Below are 17,568 nucleotides of genomic sequence, written 5' to 3' on the forward strand. Positions count from 1 at the left end.
CGGGCTCAGGTCGGGTGAGTCGGACGGGAATCGCCTGTGGCGAGGTGTCGGGTGTCGTTGAGGAGTTGCACCGACGCGCCGCCGTCCGCCCGGTACGCCACCGCCGACAGCGATGCCGCCGCCAGTTCCATCCGGAACAGTGACTCGGGCGGTGCGCCCAGTGCCAGCCGTAGGAGGGTCCGCAGCGGGACGACGTGCGAGACGACCAGCACGGTCTGCCCGGTGTGCTGGGCCAGGAGCCGGTCGCGTACCGCGGACACCCGTCCGGCCACCGACTCCAGGGGTTCACCGCCCCCGGTGGGCGGAACCTCGGGGGAGGCCATCCACGCGGCCAGGTCGTCGGGGTGGCGTTCGCGGACCTGGGCGAAGGTCAGGCCCTCCCAGGCGCCGAAGTCCGCCTCCCGCAGGTCCGGGTCGATGCGGGGGTCGAGGCCGAGCCGGGCGGCAACCGTGTGGGCTGTTTCCCGGCAGCGGCGCAGCGGCGAGGTGACGACCGCCCGCACTCCGCCCCGGGCGGCGAGCAGGTCGGCTGCCGCGCGGGCCTGTCGCCGTCCGGCCTGCGACAGGCCCAGGTCCGTGCCGCCGCTTCCGGAGATCCGTCTCTGCGGCGTCAGCAGTGTTTCGCCGTGCCGCAGCAGCAGGAGCGTGGTCGGTGTGCCCGTGCCGGTGGGCCGGCCCGAGGGGGCCACCGCGGCGGCCCCCTCGGTCGTGTTCGTCGCCTGCTTCACCGGCGGCTACTTCTGGGATGCGGCGAAGTGGTCCCGAACGGAGTCGGTCTGCTTCGCCATCATGGCGATGATCGCCTCGACCACATCGGGTTCGGCGTCGTCGGCGATCACGAGTTCCCGCGACCAGTCGAAGAAGCTGCGGCCCGGCTCGTTGGTGATCGGCCGCACCCGGACGGTGGCGGCGTAGCTGTCGATGCCCATGGTCGGGGCGACGGCCCGGTAGGTGGAGGAGCGGTCCACCTCGTTGCGCCCGGCGACCTCCTGCTGGACGAGTCCTTCGTTGAACACGAGGGTGAAGTCGTAGCGCGCCGGGACCCGGTCGGCCGATCCGCCCTCGGCCCAGCCGACGTCCTTCACCGCCGGCCCGGAGACGATCCTCACGACCTGCATGGGGTCGCGGACGACGGACCACACGACGTCGGGGCCGGCGTCGACCACCGTCGAGTGGTACATGGTGTGTTTCCGCTTGATCTCCACCTGGGAGCTCCTCGTCAGTAGTCGACGCGGTCGGCCTTGGCCACCCACGCATCGAACGGTGCGGTCCGGTTGGGGAGGTCCAGCTGGTCGACGGCCATCGGCCACATCGACGCGGGCTTCTTCTCGAACAGGTCGTAGAACCTGCGGTCGTCGAATCCGGCCACCGCGGCGTCGTGCCGGTCGGCGGAGAACACGACCCGGTCCACGCGCGCCCACAGCGCGGCGGAAAGACACATCGGGCACGGCTCGCACGAGGTGACCAGGGTGTAGCCCTCCAGCGTGAAAACGCCGAGTTCCCGGCAGGCTGCGCGAATGGCGCTGACTTCGGCGTGCGCGACCGGGTCCAGGGTCGAGGTGACCCGGTTGTTGCCGGTCGCGATGATCTCGCCGTCCTTGGCGATCAGCGCGCCGAACGGGCCGCCGCCGTTGGCGACACTGGTGGTGGCCAGCTGGATCGCCTCTTCCAGCCAGGCCCGCTCGAACTCCTGGACGCCGGTCTCTTGGGTGTACGCGGTCATGACTGCTCCTTCTCGGGCAGGTGGGTGGGTGTGGGTGTGGCGGGCCGGGGGTGGGTGCGGCCACCCCCGGCAGGGGTCGGCCTGCTGGATCAGGCGACGGCCATGTGCTCCGGCCTGACCGGGGTGCGGGTCAGGTTCGGGCCGGTCGTGTGACCTCCGTCTTGGTGACGAGGTGGTTGCCGAGCATCAGGTGGTCGATCTCGGTGGACAGGAAGCAGTTGACGGCGTCGGCGGGGCTGCACACGATCGGTTCGCCCGCGACGTTGAACGAGGTGTTGATCAGGCACGGGACGCCGGTCAGGGCGGTGAAGCGGCGCAGCAGCGCGGCGAGCCGCGGGGTGGCGGAGTCGGTGACCGTCTGCACCCGGGAGGTGCCGTCGACGTGGGCGGCCCCGGGGATGACGTCCCGGAATTCGGGTCGTACGGGGAAGACGAACGTCATGTGGGGCGAGCTGGTCTTGCGGCCCATGTCGAAGACCCGGGAGGCGTCCGCTTCGAGGACGAGCGGTGCGAACGGGCGGAACGGCTCGCGGTGCTTGACCCGGGTGTTGATGACGTCCTTGATGTCGGGGAAGCCGGGGTTGGCGAGGATGCTGCGGTGCCCGAGTGCACGGGGGCCGTGCTCGAGCCGCCCCTCGAACCAGCCGATGACGACCTTCTCGGTGAGCAACTGCGCGACCTGCTCGATCACTTCGCCGTCGTCGAGGCGACGCCAGGTGATCCGGTCGCCGGCCTCGTGCAGGGCCTGCTCGATCGCTGTCTCGTCGTACGCCGGTCCGAGGTACGGCGTCACCGCCGGGGCGTCCCGCCTGCCACCGCGGCCGGTGCTGTCGGGGTGCTGGAGCCAGGCGTGCACCGCGGCGCCGATGGTGATGCCCGTGTCGCTGGCGCCGAAGCTGACGTGCATGTCGCTGAACCGCGAGCCCTCGAGCAGGGGTGTGTTGTTCAGGCAGTTCAGCGCCACCCCGCCCTCGAACAGCAGACGGTCGCAGTCCGTCCTCGCTTCGAGCGCGCGCAGCTGGTGGCCGGTGACGACGGCCAGCATCTGCTGCGCCGCGGCGGCCACCCGTGCCTTGTACTCGACGGTGTCCTGGAGAGGCCCGAAGTGCCGCTCGAACAGGGCGTCCAGGCTGCGCGGGTCGTCCGTGGCCAGCGGCCGGCGGAAGGTGTAGCGGCCGTCGCCGTGGAGTACGACCAGGTGCTCGAGGAACGGGTTCGGTGTCGGCGGGGCGGCGAATCCGGCCAGCCCCATGACCTTGTACTCGTCGTTGTTCGGTACGAACCCCAGGAAGCGGGTGATCGCCGCGAACAGCAGGCCGATCGAGTGCTCCGCGCCGATGACCGACTCGTCGAACACCGTGATCCGGCCGTCGCGGATCTCACCGGTCAGCGACGAGTACCGTTCGGCGCGGCCGTCGCTGATCAGGAACGCCGCGTCGGGCATGCCCGCCAGGTAGTAGCCGGTCGTCGCGTGGGCGAGGTGGTGCGGTACGAACACCACCTTCTCCGGGTCGGGTGCGAACCCGGTGCGCGCCGCGAAGTCGGCGAGGATCGCGTCGTGGCTGACGGCCCCGGTGTACAGGGCGCCGATTCCGTCGATGAGGTCCAGCTTCGCCGTGGGCGGCATCGGCGCGGCCGTGAGGTCGGACAGCATCCCGTCGAAGACGCCGGCGGAGAAGTCCCACGGGACGGCGATCAGGTCGACGTCGGCGAGCTTCACGCCGGCCTCGGCGAGACACCACTCGATGGCGCCCGCGGGGAAGTCGGTGGTCTTCTTCTCCCGGTTCAGGCGTTCCTCCTCCACGGCGGCGACCAGCTCGCCGTCGACTAGGAGGGCCGCGCCCGCGTCGTGGCCGAGGAGGTAGTGCCGTTCGGTGCCGACCGCACCGAAGCGCTCGGCGAAGATCCGGGAGACGCCGCTGAAGCCGTTGCACCCCAGAACAATCATGGTCGGTTCCCTTCTGTCCGGGGCTGCTTGCCGGTGACGAGATCGCGGACGTTTTCCCCGGCCGCGGGCGCCTGGCACAGGCCCTGACCGGAGAACCCCGCCGCGTACACGAAGGGGCGGGCGGGATGCCGGCCGATGAACGCCGCGCCGTTCGGGCTGCCGTCGAACGATCCGCTCCATCCCCGGTGCACACGGATGCCGTCGAGCGCCGGGTAGGTGGTGCCGAGTTGCTGCGACAGCCGCTTCAGCCACGTCCGGCGCGACTCGTCCGGGCGGGGGCGGCCCATGCCGATCAGGATGCGGTCCTTCCACGACCTGATCCGCAGACCCGAGGCCGCGTGCAGCGTCATCGGCAGCGTGCCCGGATGCGGGGCGGGCGGGTCGGTCAGCAGCAGCTCGATCGGGTACGAGGTGACGGGCAGGGCGACGTCGGCCATGGCGGCGACCTGCCTCGCCCACGGCCCGGCCGCGCACACGATCGTGTCGGCGGTGATGCTGCCCAGGGTGGTGTGCACACGCCCGTCGGGGTCGATCCCGGTCACCGGCGCCTCCGTGCACAGAACGGCACCGGCCTCCAGCGCGGCGGCGGCGTAGCCCCGTACGATCGCGGCCGGATCGCAGGCGTAGGCCTGCGGCGACCACGCGGCGGCGAGGATGCTCCGCTCGCAGAGCAGCGGGTTGTACTTCACCGCCTCGGCGGGGCCGATCAGCTCGACCTCCACGCCCGCGGCACGCTGCGCGGGCTGGGTGCGGTGGAACTCCTCCACCTGGTCCTCTTCCGTGAACAGGACCAGGAAGCCGACCCGCTCCAGACCGAGGGGGGTTCCGGTCCGCTCGGCGAACGTCCGGTACGCGGCCATGCTGCGTACGGCCAGGCCGCCGGTGTGCGGGTCGCCGGGGAAGTAGGTGCGCAGCACGCCCGCCGTCGCCGCCGACGCCCCGGAGCCGAGCGCGCCGCGCTCCAGCAGGACGGTGCCCACACCGGCCTCGGCGAGATGGCACGCGACCGACGTGCCGACGACCCCGCCGCCGATCACGACGACGTCGGCGCGCGGTGGCAGCGCGCTCACGACCGGCCGCCCGTGGTGGCGGGCCGCTGTTGGCGCAGGTGGTCGCCTGAGTCCCAGGGGAACAGGTGCAGGTTCCATCCGCCCAGGCAGTTGATGTAGAGCGCCATCTGGCCGGCCACCGCGTGGAGGTCGTCGCGGTCGAGCCGGTCGAGGCAGTCGAGGAACCGCTGCGTGAACGCCCACAGCTTCTCCAGCCCGCAGTAGCCGAGGAACTCGGCCGGGATGCCGACCAGCAGCCGGGCCATCTGGCGCAGCGACTCGGTCGGCATGCCGGTGTGCACGGCGCGGACCAGGCCGCCGTAGGAGGCGTAGCCGAGCGGGCGGGTCTCGCCGTTGACGAACAGCAGTGTGGGCAGAACCGTCTCCAGGGTTCCGGCGCCGGACGGGATCAGGCCCCGGTGCAGGTCGCCCAGTTCGGCGGGTTCGGCGAGCCAGATCCGCTCCGTCTCGGCGTGGAGGTCGGCGATCAGCCGCCGGGCGTCCGCGTCGGTGGCCGCCAGCCGCGGGATGCGGTGGCCGCCCGGCTCGCCCGCCCTGCGGACCTCGGCCAGGATCGGCTTCTTCGTGGAGTACACCGCGTCCCACACGGCGCGCCCGGCCTCGTTCAGGGCGGGCAGGTCCGCTTCGCGGATCTGCCCCACGGGGGAGGCCTGCATCGGCTCGGTCAGCGTGCCGTACTTGATGCCCAGGTGCTGGAGCGCGGAGCAGAACACGGTGCCGTCGGGGGCCTCGCGCCGGTCGATGCGCGTGGACCCGTGCAGGTGCAGCAGCGAGGGTATCGGCGCCGCGTGGTAGAGGTGGTGGCCCGCGACCAGCGCGTGCCCCTGAAGGCTCTGGTAGGGCAGCGACTCCCACAGGGCGTCGGCCAGCACGGTGTTGCGGTCGTCGAGTTCGGCGGTGACGGTGATGTCCAGGTCGGGCCAGGCGATCTCGATACGACGACCGGTCAACGACTTGCTCAAGGCTCTTCTCCCTCGTTTGACGAAAGGTCAGGGGATCGAGCGCTGTGGTCGGCCGACAGTGGTCCATGTCGGTGGCAGCCCTCACTCCGGTACAGCCCGCGCCGCAATGTCGCGTCCGATGCCGGGCCCTCGCCTCCAGCGGCCCGCCGAAGGGCATGGCTGGAGGCGGCACGCGGCACCAATCCCCCGTTCGCTGCAACTCGCCTTGCTCCGTTGCAACTTGTACGTCGAGTACACAGGCAGTCCCGTACAGTCAGCCAGGAATGGAAGGTATGAAAGAATCCGCAGGCTACGACCGACTCTTTGTAGGCTCCTACAACAACCGGTCGCTCACGCGGCCTGAGGAAACTCCTAACCGGCACCGGCCCCCGACGCCTCCATGGGCACCTCCCCGGCCGCCGCTCGGACGCACAGCACCGACCCGCCGACCCAGCCTCCTGCCCGGTCGCGGCGGACCCCCGCGACACACTTTTGCAAGCGGGTGCTTGCAATTGTTAGCGAAGGTGGGGCATGGTGGAGACATGGCATCGCTGAACGTCGGCAACCTCGGTGAGTACCTGCGCGAGCAGCGGCGGAACGCGCAGCTGTCGCTGCGGCAGCTCGCCGACGCCGCCGGGGTGTCCAATCCCTACCTGAGCCAGATCGAGCGCGGACTGCGCAAGCCCAGCGCGGAGGTGCTCCAGCAGGTCGCCAAGGCCCTGCGCATCTCCGCCGAGACGCTGTACGTCCGCGCCGGGATCCTCGACGCCGAGCGGGACCGGGATGAAGTGGAGACCCGGGCGGTCATCCTCGCCGATCCCTCGCTCAACGAGCGGCAGAAGCAGGTGCTGCTCCAGATCTACGAGTCCTTCCGGAAAGAGAACGGACTCGGGATCGGCGAGCCCGCCGACGACGAGGACGGCGCACAGGAAGCGGACACCGACGGCACCGCCGTGCCCGGCACCGGCACGGCCGGCGGACACGATGCCGATGCAGGCCCGCGGCGGACGGCCGGATAACCGGACCAGGGCGCCGGCTCCCACCGCGGACCACACCAACCTCAGCCGAACGCGAATCCGGGAGGACCAGATCACCATGGCCATCACCGACGACCTGCGCAAGACCCTCAGCGACCCGACCCCGCTCTACTTCGCCGCCGGCACCGCCGACCTCGCCCTCCAGCAGGCCAAGAAGGTGCCCGCCCTGGTCGAGCAGCTGCGGGCCGAGGCGCCGGCCCGCATCGAGGCCGTGCGCAACACCGACCCCAAGGCCGTGCAGGAGAAGGCTGCCGCCCGGGCCAAGGAGGCGCAGGAGACCCTCCAGACCAAGGTCAACGAGTTCCTCGGCACCCTCGACGTCGACCTGAAGAAGCTGGGCGAGCAGGCCCAGGACCTCGCCCTGCGCGGTGTCGGCGTCGCCGCCGAGTACGCCGTCAAGGCCCGCGAGACCTACGAGAAGGTCGCCGAGCACGGCGAGCAGGCCGTGAAGGGCTGGCGCGGCGAGGCCGCCGAGGAGATCGAGGACTTCGCGATCGTCGTCGAGGGCAGGCCCGAGCCGGCCGAGGCAGAGGCCGCTGACGAGCCGAAGCCGGCCGAGGCCGCGGCCGAGCCCGCCGAGAAGAAGCCGGTGGCGAAGAAGGCGCCGGCCCCCCGCAAGTCCACCACCGCGAAGAAGACGACCCCGCCGGCCAAGTGACCCGCGGCGGGATCACGAGATGACAGCGGGCCGGGCACCTTGGGGGTGTCCGGCCCGTTGTACGGGTACGGTGGCTGTACGGACGACTCGACTCGGGTGGTGGGCATTGTGCTGATGACGGCGGTCGGCGGAGTGATGTGGCTGATCTTCACCGCCATGCTGGCGCTCGCCATCGTGGCGTTCGTGATGGCGGCGGTCTTCCGCGATGACGCGTACCGCGCCGCGGACAAGCAGAACAAGGGCTTCTGGCTGATCATCCTGGGCATCGCGGTCGCCGTGAACCTGTTCGTGCCCATGCTGTTCCTGCAGCTCGCGGGCCTGGTCGCCTCGATCGTCTTCTTCGTGGACGTACGGCCCGCGCTCCAGCAGGTCTCCGGGGGCAGAGGGTTCCGGCGCCGGGGACGGGGCAGCAGCAGCGACGGTCCCTACGGCCCCTGGAACGGCGGCCGCTGAGCGCCCCTGCGGCCGAGACTCCGGTTACGGCGTTCGATCCAGCAGAACCACCGCGACGTCGTCCGTCAGCTCGCCCCCGTTGAGGTCCCGGACCTCACTCACCGAGGCTCGCAGCAGCGCCTCACCGCGCAGCCCCTCCGAGAGCTGCCGGCGGATCATCGACACCATCCCGTCCTGGCCGAGCCGCTCGCCGCCCTCGCCGACCCGGCCCTCGATCAGGCCGTCGGTGTAGAGCATCAGGCTCCACTCGGAACCCAGCTCCACCTGCATCCGCGGCCAGCGGGCGCCGGGCAGCAGGCCGAGGGCGGGGCCGTTGTTGTCGTACGGCAGCAGCCGGGCCTGCCGGCCGGGGCGGGCGAGCAGCGGGGCCGGATGCCCGGCCAGGCACAGGCCCGCGTGGCGGCCGTCGGGCGCGATGTCCACCGTGCACAGGGTCGCGAAGATCTCCTCGTCGGCCCGCTCGTGCTCCAGCACCTGCTGCAGCGTGCCCAGCAGCTCGTCCCCGCACAGCCCGGCCAGCGTCAGCGCCCGCCAGGCGATGCGCAGCTCCACGCCGAGCGCGGCCTCGTCCGGGCCGTGGCCGCAGACGTCGCCGATCATGGCGTGCACGGTGCCGTCGGGGGTGCGGACGGCGTCGTAGAAGTCGCCGCCGAGCAGCGCGCGGGAGCGGCCGGGGCGGTAGCGGGCCGCGAAGCGCAGCGAGGAGCCGTCCAGCAGCGGGGTGGGCAGCAGGCCGCGCTCCAGGCGCCGGTTCTCCTGCGCGCGCAGCCGGCCCTCCGCCAGCCGCCGCTCGGCCGTGTCGGAACGTTTCCGCTCCACCGCGTAACGGATGGCACGGCTCAGCAGCCGGCCGTCCAGCTCGTCCCGGAAGAGGTAGTCCTGCGCGCCCACGCGCACGGCCTCGGCACCGCGCTCGGCGTCGCCGGAGGCGGTCAGCGCGAGCACGGCATGCCGGGGCGCGAGCCGGAGCACGTGCTTGAGCACGGCCAGCTCGTCGTCGGCGTCGCTGCCGCCCGGCGCCGACAGGGCCAGGTCCAGCAGGATGCAGTGGACGTCGTCGGTGAGCAGCCGCTCGGCCTCGGTGAGGTTCCGGGCGGTACGGACACGGATCGGCTTGCCGGCCGAGTCCAGCAGGTCGGGCACGATCGGCGAACCGGCCGGATCGTCCTCGATCAGCAGCAGGGTGAGAGTGGCGCCGGTGCCGTTCGTGGGCATGGCGTCGCGGTGGGCCTCTTCCTTGAGGGGGCCGCCGACTGCGGAGGCGGCCTGAGCCTGACCACTCTCCACGGCCGGGATCGCTCGCTGCCGCGGTACGGGTACGGGCATCGTTTTGGTTTCCTTCCCTCCCCCCGAGGGCACGGGCGGCGTCGAGGGTCTCGAAGCCACCGACGGGGACCATAGCGGGTGCTCCCACCCCGATGGAATGGTGTGAGCCGCGTCGCTCCGGCTCAGGCCGTTGTCATATGCCGCGTTCTATACCGCAGTTGGACAGGCCGCCGGACGAGCGGGAATGACGAAGCTCACGTCCGGCCCGGGTTTGGGCGGGGGTTGGTGGTGGAGTGGGTCACATGGCGTACATCACGGGGCATGGCCGGAGATGACCTGGCTCACGCGTGCGATGACCTGGCTCACGCGTCCGGCCGTACGATCCCCAGGATCGGCATCGAGCCGGCGCCCGCGACCGTCACCGTCCGCCCGGGGCGCGGGGCCTGGATGATCGCGCCGTCGCCGACGTAGATGGCGACATGGCTGGCGTCGTCGAAGTAGATGATGAGGTCGCCGGGGCGCATGTCCTTGATGTCGACGTGCTTGAGCTGCTGCCACTGCTCCTGCGAGGTGCGCGGGATGGGGTGGCCGGCCGCCGCCCAGGCCTGGGAGGTCAGGCCCGAGCAGTCGTAGGACTTCGGGCCCTCGGCGCCCCACACATAGGGCTTGCCGAGCTGGGCGGCGGCGAACGCGACCGCCTTCTCGCCCTGTGCCGACGCCGTGCCGTGGATCTTCTTGAGGACGCCGGTGTCCAGCCAGTCGGTCTGCGCCTTCAGCGCGGCCTGGTCCTCCAGCCGGGCGAGCCGCTCCCGGTCCTTCTTCTCCAGCTCGGACTCCAGCTTCTCGGCGGCGGCGATCTGCTGCTGGATCTTCTTCTTTGCGGTGGCCTTGGCCGTGCGCTCGGCGTCCAGCTTCTGCCACTGCGCGGCCGCGTCGTCGGCGTACGCCTGCAACTGCTTCTGGGTGCTGCTCAGTTCGCTCATCAGCGACTTCGTCGCCCGCTGGCCCTGGAGTACCAGTCCGGCCCCGTCGAGGACCTGTCCGGGGTCGTCGCTGAGCAGGAACTGGGCGGTGGGCGGGATGCCGCCGGTGCGGTACTGGGCGCGGGCGGCGGCGCCCGCCTGGTCCTTGAGTCTCGCGAGCTTCTGCTGCCCCTGGTCGATCTGCTTGGCCAGCGCGACGATCTGGGCGGACTGCTTCTTGGTCCTCTCCTCGGCCGCGTTGTAGGCGTCGGTGGCGACGGCCGCGGCGTGGTACAGCTTGTCGAGCTTCTCGCGGACCTTCTCGAGATCCTTGCCCGGCGCGGGAGTCGGGGACGTGCTGGGAGTGGGCGCCGGGCCGGCGAAGGCCGTGCCGGGCGCTGCCAGTACGGTCACCGCGCAGACCACGGTCACGGCGGCCGAGAGGATGCTGCGCCTGCCCCAGCCCATCACAGATGCCCCCAAAGCTGATTTACCGTCAGTAACTTACGGTGCCCCGGGGATGGTGTCATGCCACGACGAAAAACGACAGAGGTGCCCCCTCGTGTCGGCCCCGACCTGACGATCTCCCCGCCGGTGTGACGAACGGCCCACGGAGATCGTTCCGTTCCGGCTTCCCCGAACGGGTGAACTCAGCCGCGCGGCGCCAACGCCTTCCACGCCACCGTCATTTCCCCCTGCCGCCAGCGGGCGGGGGAGTCCGTCACCGGCCAGTCGGCCGTCAGGTCCCGCACCGTGCGCAGCCAGCGCTGCCGGGCGCCGTAGGAGGCGTAGGGCGCGGCGGCGGCCCAGGCGCGGTCGAAGTCGCGCAGGAACGCGTGCACCGGCTCGCCGGGCACGTTCCGGTGGATCAGCGCCTTCGGCAGCCGTTCGGCGAGGTCGGAGGGGCGCTCCAGCGAACCCAGCCGGGTGGCGAACGTGACGGTCCGCGGCCCCTCCGGGCCGAGCGCCACCCACACGTGCCGCCGCCCGATCTCGTCGCACGTGCCCTCGACGAGCAGCCCGCCGCGCGAGCCGCCGCCGGTCGGGGCGAGCCGCGCGCACAGCCGCTCCCAGACGGCGGCGACCTCGGCCTCGTCGTACTGGCGCAGCACGTTGGCGGCCCGGATCAGCATCGGCCGCCCGGGCACGGGCACCTCGAAGCCGCCGTGCCGGAAGGCCAGCCCCTCCCGCTCGTACGGCCGCGCGGCCGCGACCCGTTCCGGTTCGATCTCGACGCCGACGACATGGGTGCGCGGAGCGGCGGTCCGCAGCCGGCCGAGCAGTTCGACGGCGGTCCACGGGGCGGCGCCGTAACCGAGGTCGATCGCCACCGGGTCCCCGGCGCGCCGCAGCTCGGCACCGTGCGTCGCCGCGATCCAGCGGTCCATACGACGCAGCCGGTTGGGATTGGTCGTCCCGCGCGTCACCGTTCCCACGATGGGGGTCCCCCCGCTCGACCGAAGCCGAGAGTGGGGGAGGGAGGCTGCGCGGGCTGTCATGCCTACGAGGGTAAGCGGGCGGCGGCCGGCAGCGACCCGCCCGCCGGGCGCCGGCGGGGCCGGGCGGCGCCCCGGCCGACGGGCGCCGGCCGGGCCGGGCGGCCGGATCGGCGCGGGCGGCGGTGTCCGCGGAGGGTGGCTGCCTGGCCCGGGGGCTGGGTTGGTGCGGGTGGCGGGGCGTCCTGTGGCGCAGGGTGACGATGCCGTCGCCGGCCGCGGCCAGCGCCACCGCCGTACCGGCGGGCGCCGGAGTGTGCCGGCGGTACCGGTCTCCGCGAGGGCTCCATGAAGGCTGGGTCCTACCCCCCGCGGCCGTTCGAGCGGAGGTCATGATTGGGTAAAGCGGCTTGATGTGGAAATGGCCCGGCCCCCTGCCGCTGTTGCACCTGCGTGGAGGGCGAGGTCGGTCCTCCGTCCGGCATGCCCGCAGCAAGGAGAGGACCGCCAGGTGAGCCAGTACGTCAGCAGGCTCGGGCGACGCTCCCCGTCGGCCGCGTCACGGCTACGACTGCACCGCCGCCCCCGCCGCGTCGCCGTGCTCTCCGTGCACACCTCCCCGCTCCACCAGCCCGGCACCGGCGACGCCGGCGGCATGAACGTCTACATCGTGGAGCTGGCCCAGCGGCTCGCCGCCATCAACATCGAGGTCGAGATCTTCACCCGGGCCACGGCGGGCGGACTGCCGCCCACGGTCGAGCTGGCCCCCGGCGTCCTCGTCCGGCACATCGACGCCGGCCCCTACGAGGGCCTCGCCAAGGAGGACCTGCCGGCCCAGCTGTGCGCGTTCACGCACGGCGTGATGCAGGCGTGGGCCGGTCACCGCCCCGGCCACTACGACCTCGTCCACTCCCACTACTGGCTCTCCGGCCATGTCGGCTGGCTCGCCGCCCAGCGCTGGGGCGTCCCCCTGGTGCACGCCATGCACACCATGGCCAAGGTCAAGAACGCCAACCTGGCCGACGGCGACACCCCCGAGCCCGCCGCCCGCGTCATCGGCGAGACCCAGATCGTGGCCGCCGCCGACCGGCTCATCGCCAACACCGCCGAGGAGGCCGACGAGCTGGTGCGGCACTACGCCGCCGACCCCGCGAAGGTCGCCGTCGTCCACCCGGGCGTCAACCTCGACCGCTTCCGCCCCGCCGACGGCCGCGCGGCGGCCCGCGCCCGCCTCGGACTGCCTCAGGACGCCCTGGTCCCGCTCTTCGCGGGCCGCATCCAGCCCCTGAAGGCCCCGGACATCCTGCTGCGCGCGGTGGCGGTGCTGCTGGAGGAGCGCCCGGAGCTCCGCTCCCGCATCCTCGTCCCGGTCGTCGGCGGCCCGAGCGGCAGCGGGCTCGCCAAGCCGGAGGGGCTGCAGAAGCTCGCCGCCCGGCTCGGCATCGCCGACGTCGTACGGTTCCGTCCCCCGGTCGGCCAGGAGCAGCTCGCGGACTGGTTCCGGGCCGCGTCCGTGCTGGTCATGCCGTCGTACAGCGAGTCCTTCGGGCTGGTCGCCATAGAGGCCCAGGCGGCCGGCACACCGGTGCTCGCGGCCTCCGTCGGCGGACTGCCGGTGGCGGTGCGCGACGGCGAGACCGGTTTCCTGGTGCAGGGCCACCATCCCGCCGACTACGCGCGCGTGCTGCAGCGTTTCGTCGACGAGCCGTCCCTCCCGGCGAGCATGGGCGCGGCCGCCGCCCGGCACGCGCAGTCCTTCGGCTGGGACCGGGCCGCCGCCGAGACCGCCGACGTCTACACGGCCGCGACCCAGTCCCACCGCCGTCGCGTACGCTCCCACCATGGGTGATGTCGAGAAGGCCGGGCAGGTCCTCGAAGGCGTTCTGAAGGACGCCGAACTGGAGTGGGAGAGCCCCGAGCCCGGGAACTACGTGGTCAAGCTCCCCGGCACCCGCAAGCTCTCCACGACGGTCTCCTTCCTCGTGGGCCGCCACTCCCTGTCGCTCAACGCCTTCGTCGTCCGCCACCCCGACGAGAACGAGGCGGGCGTCCACCGCTGGCTCCTGGAGCGCAACCTCAGGCTGTACGGCGTGAGTTACGCCGTCGACCGCCTCGGCGACATCTACGTCACCGCCCGCCTGCCCCTCGCCTGCGTCACCCCCGACGAGATCGACCGCCTCCTCGGCCAGGTCCTGGAAGCGGCCGACGGCGCCTTCAACACCCTCCTGGAACTGGGCTTCGCCTCCTCCATCCGCAAGGAGTACGCCTGGCGGGTGTCCCGCGGTGAGTCCACGCGCAACCTGGACGCGTTCAGGCACCTGATCGAGCGCCCGACGGACTGACGTACTGCACGACCCCTTCCCTCCACCCTGCGGGCAGTGGCATGCTCACCGCCGACGCATTCCTGAACGTCGTTCATATGCATGAATATGAAGGGGCGGGTGGACATGAGCAGCACGCACCTCACGAGACGGACCCTGCTGGCCGCCGCCACAGCCGTGGCGCTCGGAGCGACCGCGGCGACCGCGGTGACGACAACGGCCGAGGCGGCGGCGCGGACGGGTGATCCGGCAGATGGGGCGGCGACCGGGCGGGGTGAAGTCCCGTCCATCTGGGGGGAGTTCGTCCACTCTCCGTTCACCCACCCCCAGATTCCGTACGTCGGCCGCGCCGGACACCGCGCCGGAGCCGACCGCTTCCCCCGCCCCCGTCACTTCGCCGACGTCACCGAGTACGGCGCCGTACCCGACGGCACCACCGACTGCGCCCCCGCGATCAACCGTGCCATCGCCGCCGCCGGAAGGGCCGGCGGTGGCACGGTCACCATCCCGCCCGGCACCTTCCGCATCGACGACCTGATCCGCATCGGCGACTCGGGCGTCGTCCTGCGCGGGGCCGGCAGTGGCCGTACGACGCTGTACGCGACGAAGTCCCTCACCGAGCTGATCGGCGTCTACGGCTCCCGCTACGGCGGCGACAAGTCGGCGTGGTCCTGGGCCGGCGGTCTCATCTGGCTGGCGCCGAGGGCCCGTTGGGACTCCCTGGTGGCCGCGATCCGGTCCCGGGCCTGGCCCTTCGAGGGCTGGACCGGCAACAGGCGGGACGAGTGGGCGCCGCTGACGGCGGTGGAGCCGGCCCGGCGGGGCTCGTGGACGGTCACCGTCGCCGATCCGGAAGGGCTGCACCCCGGCCGCCTCGTCCTCCTCCGCCTCGCCGACGACCCCGCGCACACCCTCCTCCAGCACATGGCGGGCGGCGGCCCGGGACCGGCGTCGTACTACTGGGACGGCAAGACCAAGCTGCTGTCGTACCTCCCCTACGAGTGGCCGGTGCGCGTCGTCCGCGTCCGGGGCCGCCGGATCACCCTCGAACGTCCCCTCCCGCTCGACGTACGCCCGGAGTGGAACCCGCAACTGACCACCCACGTCCCCGAGCTGACCGGGTCGGGCGTCGAGGGGCTCACCCTGCGGGCGGTCGAGACCCCGCAGTCCCCGCACCTGCTCGACAAGGGCTACAACGGTGTGGTCCTGCAGTGCGCATACGACTGCTGGGCGGACGACGTCACGGTGTCCGACGTGGACAACGGCTTCGGCCTCGTCGCCGCCTCCGCCTGCACCCTGCGCCGCACCCGGGTGGCCGGCCGCGGCTCGCACCACCCGTACTTCTGCCGAGAGGGCTCCCACGACAACCTGATCGAGGACTTCACCGTCGAACAGCGCACGGTCCCGGCCCCGCCGAACACCCAGCTCCACGGCATCAACGTCGAAGGACTCTCCTCCCACAACGTCTGGTCGCGCGGCGAGATGCAGATGGGCACCTTCGACAGCCACCGCGGCCTGCCCTTCGCCGACGTCCGCACGGACATCACGGTGAACAACAACGGCCGCCACGGCGGGGACGCCAACGCGGGCCCGCTCTTCGGCGCCCGGTTCACCCACTGGAACATCAGGGTCACCAACGGCCGCGCGGGCCTGATGAAGATCGACGGCCTGGCCCCGTACTCGGCGACCGTCGGCCTCGACACGGTGACCGAGTTCGACCAGATCGACGTCCCCGACTTCGCCGGCGACCTGCACTCCCGCCTGGAGCTGTACGGAACGACGGACGCCGTACGCCCGCGCAATCTGTACGAGGCTCAGCGCGAGCTGCTGCGATAGCGCCCGGGGGTCACCCCGACCAGCTTCTTGAAGTGCCGGGTGAGATGGGCCTGGTCGTAGAACCCGGCGGCCGAGGCCACCTCGCCCGGCGCCACCCCGTCAAGCAGCAGCCGCCGCGCCTGCCCGACCCGGCGCGACATCAGGTACTGGTGCGGGGCGATGCCGTACGCGCCGCTGAACGCCCGCACCAGATGGGCGGGATGGGCATGCAGCAGGCGCGCGGCCTCCTCCAGCGAGAGACCGTCGACGACCCGTGCGTCGAGCAGCTCCCGCAGCGAACGGGCGAGCACCGGATCCGGGCGGGGTGCCGGGCCCTCCGTCCGCCGCAGATGGCCGTGCAGCCGCTCCCCGACGAGGGACAGCCTGCTCTCCGCCTCCAGTTCGTCGCCGGGCCGGGCGAGGGCGGAGTGCAGCTGCCCGACGCGCAGCCGCAGCACCGGATCGCGCAGATCGGGCCTGTCGACGGCCCGCCCGATGAGATCCTCGCCGAGCCGGCTGCTGTCGAGGTAGACGACCCGTTTGCGGAAGCCGTCCGGGGTGGCCGGGGCGCCGTTGTGCGGCACGTGCGGCGGGAGCAGTGTGACGGTGTCGTGCGGGGTGCCGTGCTCGTGCCGCTCCAGGTCGTACCGTACGGCGCCGTCGTCCACGATGAGCAGCGTCCAGGCGTCGTGGACGTGCATCGGGTAGGCGTACTCGGTGAAGTGGGCGTGGAAGACCTCGGTGACGCCCGGGACGCGGGGACGCCACGCGCTGACTTCCTGGCGGGCGGCCATGCAAACAACGTACAAGACGGCGTCGTACGGCGGTCGGCAGTCTCGTTCCATGAGCGCTGAACCCATCCGTTTCGACACGAAGATCGCCGTGCTGCTGCGCGAGGACCTGGAGCCCTGGCAGCGGCTCAACGTCACAGCGTTCCTGGTCAGCGGCCTGGGCGCGACGGTCCCCGAGGTGATCGGCGAGCCTTATGAGGACGCGGACGGGGTGTCGTACCTGCCCATGTTCCGCCAGCCGGTGCTGGTCTTCGAGGGCTCGAAGGAGACCCTGAAGGCGGCCCACGGCAGGGCACTGAACCGCGCCCTGCCCCGCGCCGTCTTCACCTCGGACCTGTTCGCCACGGGCAACGACCGCGACAACCGCGCGGCGGTCCGCGCCGTCCCGACGGTGGAGCTGGACCTGGTGGGGCTGGCGGTGTACGGCCCCCGCAACGGCGTGGACAAGGTCCTCAAGGGCGCACGGATGCACCCCTGAGACTCCTGGTCACGGTCAGTCGAACATGCCGGGCTGGTAGTCGCCGGCGGGCTGCTGGACGATGACGTTGACGCGGTTGTAGGCGTTGATCAGGGCGATCAGTGCGACGAGCGCGGCGAGCTGGTCCTCGTCGTAGTGCTTGGCGGCGTTCGCCCAGACCTCGTCCGGGACGCCGCCGGCCGCGTCGGCGATGCGGGTGCCCTGCTCCGTCAGCTCCAGCGCGGCCCGCTCGGCCTCGCTGAACACCTTGGCCTCCCGCCAGGCCGCGACCAGGTGCAGCCGCTGCGCCGTCTCCCCGGCGGCGGTGGCGTCCTTGGTGTGCATGTCGGTGCACATCGCGCACCCGTTGATCTGGCTGGCCCGGATCCTCACCAGCTCCTGCGTCGCGGCGGGCAGGGCGGAGTCCGAGACGATCTTCCCCGCCGAGTTGATGTGCTTGAAGAACTTGCCGGTGACCGGGTTGGTGAAGAGGTTCAGACGAGCGTCCATGGTGTGCTCCCGTGTGGCCTGCGTGTGGTTTCCGATGGCTGCACCTCACTGACGGATCGCTCCGGGGAGATGTGACGAGGGTCGAGTGTGACCTGGGTCACCGGCTGGTCGGGGTGGGCTCGCCCTGGTGCCTGCCGTGAGCCCGGCCCGGGGGCGATTTCATCCGTGAACCGAATCTGC

17 protein-coding genes and 1 pseudogene are annotated in these 17,568 nt (G+C 71.9%); 7 read left to right on the forward strand and 11 right to left on the reverse strand.

Annotated elements, in window-relative coordinates; all coding sequences use genetic code 11:
• Window positions 1-5: 5 nt before the first annotated feature.
• The 6 genes and pseudogenes from ACWGJ5_RS15055 to ACWGJ5_RS15080 form a co-directional block, all read right to left on the reverse strand.
• Window positions 6-698, reverse strand: a pseudogene (locus ACWGJ5_RS15055) (histidine phosphatase family protein); the annotation flags it as partial.
• Window positions 699-734: 36 nt separating this feature from the next.
• Window positions 735-1,205: an SRPBCC family protein gene (locus tag ACWGJ5_RS15060; RefSeq protein WP_453310159.1), complete on the reverse strand. Its 471-nt coding sequence runs from the start codon at window positions 1,203-1,205 to the stop codon at window positions 735-737.
• A 14-nt stretch (window positions 1,206-1,219) separates the two neighbouring features.
• Window positions 1,220-1,723: a nucleoside deaminase gene (locus ACWGJ5_RS15065; protein WP_453310160.1), complete on the reverse strand. Its 504-nt coding sequence runs from the start codon at window positions 1,721-1,723 to the stop codon at window positions 1,220-1,222.
• Between the two features lie 130 nt (window positions 1,724-1,853).
• Window positions 1,854-3,671, reverse strand: a complete 1,818-nt coding sequence (locus tag ACWGJ5_RS15070) for a carbamoyltransferase family protein (protein ID WP_453310161.1) — start codon at window positions 3,669-3,671, stop codon at window positions 1,854-1,856.
• Entirely contained in the window at window positions 3,668-4,741 is a 1,074-nt protein-coding gene (locus ACWGJ5_RS15075) for an NAD(P)/FAD-dependent oxidoreductase (protein WP_453310162.1), read from the reverse strand. Before ACWGJ5_RS15075 ends, ACWGJ5_RS15070 begins: the two co-directional genes overlap by 4 nt.
• A complete protein-coding gene (locus ACWGJ5_RS15080) occupies window positions 4,738-5,703 on the reverse strand; it encodes a cucumopine synthase-related protein (RefSeq protein ID WP_453310163.1) in 966 nt (321 codons plus the stop codon). Before ACWGJ5_RS15080 ends, ACWGJ5_RS15075 begins: the two co-directional genes overlap by 4 nt.
• 521 nt (window positions 5,704-6,224) lie before the next feature.
• Here ACWGJ5_RS15080 and ACWGJ5_RS15085 point away from each other — a divergent pair.
• The 3 genes from ACWGJ5_RS15085 to ACWGJ5_RS15095 all read left to right on the forward strand — a co-directional run bounded on the left by ACWGJ5_RS15085 (window position 6,225) and on the right by ACWGJ5_RS15095 (window position 7,830).
• Window positions 6,225-6,701, forward strand: a complete 477-nt coding sequence (locus ACWGJ5_RS15085; protein ID WP_453310164.1) for a helix-turn-helix domain-containing protein — start codon at window positions 6,225-6,227, stop codon at window positions 6,699-6,701.
• A 76-nt stretch (window positions 6,702-6,777) separates the two neighbouring features.
• Window positions 6,778-7,377 (forward strand): hypothetical protein, encoded by a 600-nt coding sequence (locus ACWGJ5_RS15090; protein ID WP_453310165.1) that lies wholly within the window; start codon window positions 6,778-6,780, stop codon window positions 7,375-7,377.
• A 114-nt stretch (window positions 7,378-7,491) separates the two neighbouring features.
• The gene (locus tag ACWGJ5_RS15095) at window positions 7,492-7,830 is read left to right on the forward strand and encodes a DUF2516 family protein (RefSeq protein ID WP_453310363.1); all 339 of its coding nucleotides are present in this window, start codon (window positions 7,492-7,494) and stop codon (window positions 7,828-7,830) included.
• Between the two features lie 24 nt (window positions 7,831-7,854).
• Here ACWGJ5_RS15095 and ACWGJ5_RS15100 read toward each other — a convergent pair whose 3' ends face one another.
• The 3 genes from ACWGJ5_RS15100 to ACWGJ5_RS15110 form a co-directional block, all read right to left on the reverse strand.
• Complete coding sequence (locus ACWGJ5_RS15100; RefSeq protein ID WP_453310166.1) at window positions 7,855-9,156, reverse strand: PP2C family protein-serine/threonine phosphatase; 1,302 nt, start codon at window positions 9,154-9,156, stop codon at window positions 7,855-7,857.
• A 302-nt stretch (window positions 9,157-9,458) separates the two neighbouring features.
• Entirely contained in the window at window positions 9,459-10,526 is a 1,068-nt protein-coding gene (locus ACWGJ5_RS15105; RefSeq protein ID WP_453310167.1) for an NlpC/P60 family protein, read from the reverse strand.
• Between the two features lie 182 nt (window positions 10,527-10,708).
• Complete coding sequence (locus ACWGJ5_RS15110; protein ID WP_453310168.1) at window positions 10,709-11,494, reverse strand: class I SAM-dependent methyltransferase; 786 nt, start codon at window positions 11,492-11,494, stop codon at window positions 10,709-10,711.
• 511 nt (window positions 11,495-12,005) lie between these two features.
• On the opposite strand from ACWGJ5_RS15110, the gene mshA reads away from it, so the two are divergent.
• The 3 genes from mshA (at window position 12,006) to ACWGJ5_RS15125 (ending at window position 15,651) form a co-directional block, all read left to right on the forward strand.
• Window positions 12,006-13,343, forward strand: a complete 1,338-nt coding sequence (gene mshA / locus ACWGJ5_RS15115; RefSeq protein ID WP_453310169.1) for a D-inositol-3-phosphate glycosyltransferase — start codon at window positions 12,006-12,008, stop codon at window positions 13,341-13,343.
• Window positions 13,336-13,836 (forward strand): YbjN domain-containing protein, encoded by a 501-nt coding sequence (locus ACWGJ5_RS15120; protein ID WP_453310170.1) that lies wholly within the window; start codon window positions 13,336-13,338, stop codon window positions 13,834-13,836. The genes mshA and ACWGJ5_RS15120 overlap by 8 nt, the downstream gene beginning before the upstream one ends.
• Window positions 13,837-13,941: 105 nt before the next feature.
• On the forward strand, window positions 13,942-15,651 hold the full coding sequence (locus ACWGJ5_RS15125; RefSeq protein ID WP_453310171.1) for a glycosyl hydrolase family 28-related protein: 1,710 nt from the start codon (window positions 13,942-13,944) through the stop codon (window positions 15,649-15,651).
• Here ACWGJ5_RS15125 and ACWGJ5_RS15130 read toward each other — a convergent pair.
• Window positions 15,630-16,424, reverse strand: coding sequence for an AraC family transcriptional regulator (locus ACWGJ5_RS15130; protein WP_453310172.1), 795 nt, complete (start codon window positions 16,422-16,424; stop codon window positions 15,630-15,632). The genes ACWGJ5_RS15125 and ACWGJ5_RS15130 overlap by 22 nt on opposite strands.
• Between ACWGJ5_RS15130 and ACWGJ5_RS15135 the strand changes: the two genes are divergently transcribed.
• Window positions 16,423-16,899 carry a DUF2000 family protein gene (locus ACWGJ5_RS15135; RefSeq protein ID WP_453310173.1) on the forward strand — a complete coding sequence of 159 codons (477 nt, stop codon included), beginning with the start codon at window positions 16,423-16,425 and terminating at the stop codon, window positions 16,897-16,899. The two genes, ACWGJ5_RS15130 and ACWGJ5_RS15135, sit on opposite strands and share 2 nt — an antisense overlap.
• A gap of 15 nt (window positions 16,900-16,914) precedes the next feature.
• Here the strand turns inward: ACWGJ5_RS15135 and ACWGJ5_RS15140 are convergent, their stop codons facing one another.
• The gene (locus ACWGJ5_RS15140; RefSeq protein WP_453310174.1) at window positions 16,915-17,388 is read right to left on the reverse strand and encodes a carboxymuconolactone decarboxylase family protein; all 474 of its coding nucleotides are present in this window, start codon (window positions 17,386-17,388) and stop codon (window positions 16,915-16,917) included.
• Window positions 17,389-17,568: the final 180 nt, after the last annotated feature.

The sequence above is a fragment of the Streptomyces sp. NPDC054783 genome (assembly GCF_053611725.1).